Below are 5,708 nucleotides of genomic sequence, written 5' to 3' on the forward strand. Positions count from 1 at the left end.
CAGGTTTTGACATTTCTAAATTAACTAAACCATAATATTCAATTATTCTATTTTTTTCTAAATTATTCAAACTTGTTTTTAAGTTTGTCTTTTTTTATACGTTTTGATTGATTTTTGTTTCACACTTCATCTCCTAATTATATTATACCTTATCTCCCTCATTTGTGTTAAACTTATCATGGGTGATAAAAAAATGATAAAAGAATTACAGAAAAGATTAAAAGAACAAAATATCAAGTTCTATTATGTGCCTACTGATGATGATCATCAGAGCGAAATTGTAGGCGAACATGACCAGTTTAGAAAGTATCTAAGCGGCTTTACTGGTTCTGCAGGTGTCCTAGTTGTAGGACAGGAAGAAGCATGGTTATGGACTGATGGACGTTATTTCATTCAGGCAGAAAAAGAACTCTATCCTGGTATTAAACTCATGAAGATGGGTAATGCAGATGTTCCTAGTGTGAAGGATTTCCTCATTGATCATCTTGATGATGGTGATGTACTTGGCTTCAATGGTAAGGTAACAACTGCTTCATTTATCATTGATTTAGATGAAGGTAGAGAAACTGATTTTGAATTAAAAGACATCGATATGACTGATGTATGGACAAATCGTCCAGAACGTTCTCATGAACCTGCTTATATCTATGATGTGAAGTATCATGGACAAAGCACAGCACAGAAGCTTGAATGGATTCGTGGTTATATGGAAGAAAATGAATGTAATGCGCACATCATTACATCATTAGATGATATTGCATGGACATTCAATATTAGAGGTAAAGATATTCCTCATTCTCCAATGGCTATGGCATTTAGTATTATTACTTTAGATAACGCTTATTTATATCTTCAGGATGGTACTTATGATGAAACAATGATTGAAGCTTATAAGAATGATGGTGTTGAAATCCGTTCTTATGATGATATCTATCTAGATACAAAGAGATTAAGTGGTCAGGTACTTGTAGACTTAAGTGCTATTAACTATGCCATTTATTCATTTATAGACTGTGAAATCATGGATGGATCTAACCCATCTCAATACTTCAAGAGTATTAAGTCAGATATAGAAATTGAAAATACAAAGCATGCCCATTTAAAAGATGGTGTAGCAATGACTAAGTTCATGTATTGGTTAAAGACTTCTATGCCTGATGATGCGACTGAATGTTCTATTACTGATAAGTTATTAAGCTTTAGAGAAGCACAGGAATTATTTACTGATATTTCATTTAATACAATTACTGCTTATAAAGAAAATGCGGCATTAATGCATTATCATCCATCTCATGAACATGATGTTCATGTTAAAAAAGAAGGTATGCTTCTTATTGACTCAGGTGGACAGTATTTAGATGGTACAACTGATATTACACGTACATTCATCTTAGGTGAAATCAGTGAGACTGAAAGAAAATACTTCACATATGTATTAAAGGCTATGTTGAAGATGCAGGAAGCTGTTTTCTTATATGGTGCAAATGGTATCTGGATTGATGGTCTTGTAAGACATGAGTTATGGAAGCAGCATATTGATTTCCAGTGTGGTACAGGTCATGGTGTCGGTCATTTCTTAAATGTCCATGAAGGACCAAATGATATTAGACCACGTTTACGTGATCCACGTAAGCCTTCTGCAATTCAGGAAGCAGGTATGATTACAACGGATGAACCTGGTGTCTATATCGAAGGTCAGTTTGGTATCCGTTTAGAAAATGAATTATTATGTGTTGAAGATATCAAGAATGAGTATGGTCAGTGGATGAAGTTTGAACCTCTTACTTTATGTCCTATTGACTTAGATGGTCTTGATGTTTCTTTACTAACAACTGATGAAAGAGAAGCATTGAATAAGTATCATGAATTCGTAAGAGAATCATTAAAGCCATACTTAACTGATGAAGAAAATGAATGGTTAAAAACTTATACAAGAGGTATTTAATATGAAGTACTATGATTTACCAAAAACTGATTTAAAAGTATCTGAAATAGCCTTGGGCTGTATGCGTATTGCAGATAAGAGTGTTGAGGAAGTAGAAGAACTTGTGAAGACTGCATTAGATTGTGGTATTAACTTTTTTGATCATGCTGACATTTATGGTGGAGGAAAGTCAGAAGAGTTATTTGGCCAAGTTCTTGAAAAACATCCTGAATATCGTGAAAAGATGATTATTCAAACAAAGTGTGCCATTGTACCTGGGAAACGTTATGACTTTTCTAAAGAGTATATTATAAATGCAGTCAATGGATCCTTAGAAAGACTCCATACTGATCATGTAGAAATTCTTTTATTGCATAGACCTGATGCATTATGTGACCCACAAGAAGTGGCAGAAGCATTTGATGAACTGTATGTTAGTGGTAAGGTCAAATACTTTGGGGTGTCTAATCATACACCAGGACAGATTGCCTTATTACAGAAATATACAAAGCATCCTATTATTATTAATCAGTTACAGCTTTCTATTGTGCATTCTGTAATGATTGATAGTGGTATGAACATGAATATGAAGGAAGACTTTGCGATTGATAAAGATGGCGGTGTGCTTGACTATTGTCGTTTAAATGATATTACAATCCAGGCTTGGAGTATTGTGCAGGCATCTTGGGCTGAAGGGACTTTCTTAAATCATCCTGATTATAAGAAATTAAATAACGTTCTTGATGATTTAGCTAAGAAATATAATGTTACTCCTGCCACAATTGCGACTGCATGGATTTTAAGACATCCTGCCCATATTCAAGCAATTACTGGTACGACTTCTCCTAAACATTTAATTGAAACAGCAGAAGCTGCGAATATCGAATTAACACGTCAGGAATGGTATGATCTTTATCTAGCAAGTGGTAAACCATTACCATAAGGAGGTACATTATGAAAGTATTGATGATTAATGGAAGTTCCCGTAATAATGGCTGTACACGTGCAGCGTTAGATATTATGGCTGAAACATTTAAAGAAGAAGGTATTGAAACAGAAATCATCTTTATTGGCAATCAGCCTATTGCGGATTGTATGAACTGTAAGAAGTGTGTAACTGAACATCAATGTGTATTTGATGATGTAGTCAATGAAATCACTACAAAAGCAAAAGACTGTGATGGCTTTATCTTTGCCTCACCTGTCTACTATGCTCATCCGAGTGCAAGATTACTTGCGGTATTAGACAGAGCCTTCTACTCAAATAAGAGTGTCTTTGTCTATAAACCAGGAGCTTGTATCTTTAGTGCAAGACGTGCTGGACAGGTGGCAAGCATGGATGTTGTCAACAAACATTTCAGTATTTCTCATATGCCTATTGTATCTGCCAATTATTGGAATGAAGTCTTTGGAAGTGAACCTGAAGATGTTTATAAAGATGCAGAAGGTATTGCGACTATGCAGAATATCGCAAAAAATATGAGCTGGCTTCTTAAGTCTATTGAAGCAGGTAAAAAAGCTGGTCTTGAAAGACCAGAACTTTCTACTGGACATACAAATTTCCATCACTAAGAGAAGAATTTTTCTTCTCTTTTTTATATATTTGTAAGCGCTTGTTATATTGACGATTGTTTATATGAGGACTAGAATACAGTTGTATATGGGGAAAGAAGGCATTTCAATGAGCAACTCTATCATGATGCGATTAATTAAGTGTTTATCAATTATAATGTTAGTGATTGGCTGTGTACAGCCAACCTCTGTACAGGCTTATTCACCTGTTCTTACAGAAACAGTTCAAAATACAAATAATACAAATAAAAATGCTTCAGTCACAGTTCAAAGAAAAGAACAACCTAAGCAGAACACTTTAGAACTATTTGTGATTACTGTCTTAGTCACAATTCTTATTCTATTTTTTGTTGGAATAGTTCATAAAGATTTAAAAATATAAAAAAAGAGATGTTGAACATCTCTTAGTCAGCAGGGAATATAACCCCTGCTTTTTTTCTTGCTTCAGTAAGTACTTCCATAACATCTAATGTATCCTGTAAAAGTGCAGCCATCTTTTCTTTATCATTTGTTTCAATGATTTTCTTTAATTCCACAAATTCATAATACATACGGTTATGTGGTCCGTTTTCGTTATAAGTCACTTCTTCCTGCTTATTAAAAGCCATCTGGAATTCAGTAATCTGACTTGATGGACTTCTCATGACAATATAACCTTCATCTCCCTGAATAGTAGAAGATAGCGGTGCCTGACAATCCTTTGCGGCAACACAAACTGCTTTCATATAACCATAATCCATTACAAGTACACCTGATGTATCAATACCCCTTTCAATATTAGGATAATAATCTACATTTTCAGGTTTACCAAAAAGTTCCATAATAAGATTGATGTTATAAACACCTAAATCCATTAAAGAACCGCCTGAATGATTTGGATCAAAAGCAGGCGCAATATCTCCCTTCTTAAAACGATCATATCTTGATGAATATTGTGAGAAGTTAAAGTTAATCACACGAATATTGCCTAATTCCTTTACCTTTTCTTTTAATAGATATGTGTTAGGGAAGAATCGATTAGGAATAGCCTCTAAAAGGAACAAATCCTCTTTCTCAGCGATTTCCTTGAGTTCTAAAGCCTCTTTGAGGTTAGTCGTGAATGGTTTTTCACATATAACGTTTTTACCTGCGAGAAGCGCTTTTTTAGACATAATGAAATGTAGATCATTTGGTACAGCTACATAAATAGTATCAATATCTTTATTTTCCAACATTTCTTCATAACTTAAATAATAACGTTCAATAGGATACTGAACACAAAGGTTCTTTAAGTTCTCTTCATTACGTGCTGAAATACCTAATAGTTCAATACCGTTTAATTCATTAAACATCTTTAAAAAGTCTTTAACGATCATTCCTGATCCTACAATACCTAATTTCATGATAGTTCCTCCTATTTCAATCCTTTAATAGCATCTTCTAATATCTTCATCTGTAATAATGTCTGTTCCTTAGTAACAAGCTGTGGCTTATGATTGATGATTGTTTCATACAATGCATCATAGTAGTAACCATAATCACCTTTTATTGTTTCTACCTTTTCTTCATGATAATGCCCTTCTTCATCATAGATAAGAGTACCATAATCAGCTGGGGTATCTAAACCAAAGTCATCATGTTCATAAGGCATATAGAAATGTTTCAAATCCGCTTCCTGACGGTCTTTTTTTGTTTTAGTAAACATTCCCTTCTTACCATATAAAACAAAGCTAGGACGCTCTTTTATACGGAAATATGATGATTTTACTGAGACCTTTAGAGTTCCATAATAAAGATCTAAATCAAAGTAATCATTCATACGTCCTGTACCTAATAATTGGCGTACATCATAATGTGCATGATCTGGTTTACCAAAATAAGAGATGACCTGATCTAAGGTATGACAAGCATGACCATAGAGATAAGAATCAATTACTGAGAATTCATGAATGCTTTCTGGTACTTCTGGACGATAGTAATCAAAATGCATTTCTAATTCTAATAGATCCCCAAGCTTTCCAGATTCAATGACCTTCTGAACAGTTAAGAAGTCACTGTCAAATCTTCTATTTTGATAACATTGAAGCATGAGTCCTTTAGACTCAGCTAAATCAAATAGTTCTTTTGCCTGTGCATAACTTGCTGCGAATGGCTTTTCTACTACGCAATGTTTTCCTGCTTCTAATACTTTTTTCGCATATTCATAATGAAGACTCGATTTTAAAGTCACTAC

General features: G+C 34.0%; 6 protein-coding genes. 4 read left to right on the plus strand and 2 right to left on the minus strand.

Annotated elements, in window-relative coordinates; genetic code table 11:
* Positions 1–193 precede the first annotated feature (193 nt).
* The 4 genes from QVO42_RS05015 to QVO42_RS05030 all read left to right on the plus strand — a co-directional run bounded on the left by QVO42_RS05015 (position 194) and on the right by QVO42_RS05030 (position 3,878).
* Positions 194–1,945, plus strand: coding sequence for a M24 family metallopeptidase (locus QVO42_RS05015; RefSeq protein ID WP_288163856.1), 1,752 nt, complete (start codon positions 194–196; stop codon positions 1,943–1,945).
* A gap of 1 nt (position 1,946) precedes the next feature.
* Positions 1,947–2,867, plus strand: a complete 921-nt coding sequence (locus QVO42_RS05020; RefSeq protein WP_022425061.1) for an aldo/keto reductase — start codon at positions 1,947–1,949, stop codon at positions 2,865–2,867.
* An 11-nt stretch (positions 2,868–2,878) separates the two neighbouring features.
* The gene (locus QVO42_RS05025; protein ID WP_022425062.1) at positions 2,879–3,496 is read left to right on the plus strand and encodes a flavodoxin family protein; all 618 of its coding nucleotides are present in this window, start codon (positions 2,879–2,881) and stop codon (positions 3,494–3,496) included.
* Positions 3,497–3,605: 109 nt separating this feature from the next.
* Positions 3,606–3,878, plus strand: a complete 273-nt coding sequence (locus QVO42_RS05030) for a hypothetical protein (RefSeq protein WP_022425063.1) — start codon at positions 3,606–3,608, stop codon at positions 3,876–3,878.
* Positions 3,879–3,900: 22 nt separating this feature from the next.
* Here QVO42_RS05030 and QVO42_RS05035 read toward each other — a convergent pair whose 3' ends face one another.
* On the minus strand, positions 3,901–4,878 hold the full coding sequence (locus tag QVO42_RS05035) for a Gfo/Idh/MocA family protein (protein WP_022425064.1): 978 nt from the start codon (positions 4,876–4,878) through the stop codon (positions 3,901–3,903).
* An 11-nt stretch (positions 4,879–4,889) separates the two neighbouring features.
* Positions 4,890–5,708, minus strand: an 819-nt coding sequence (locus tag QVO42_RS05040; RefSeq protein ID WP_288163857.1) for a Gfo/Idh/MocA family oxidoreductase, incomplete at its 5' end; no start/stop codon positions are given.

Origin of the sequence: Catenibacterium sp. CAG:290 (genome assembly GCF_000437715.1) — a bacterium.
GTDB lineage: Bacteria > Bacillota_I > Bacilli_A > Erysipelotrichales > Coprobacillaceae > Catenibacterium > Catenibacterium mitsuoka_A.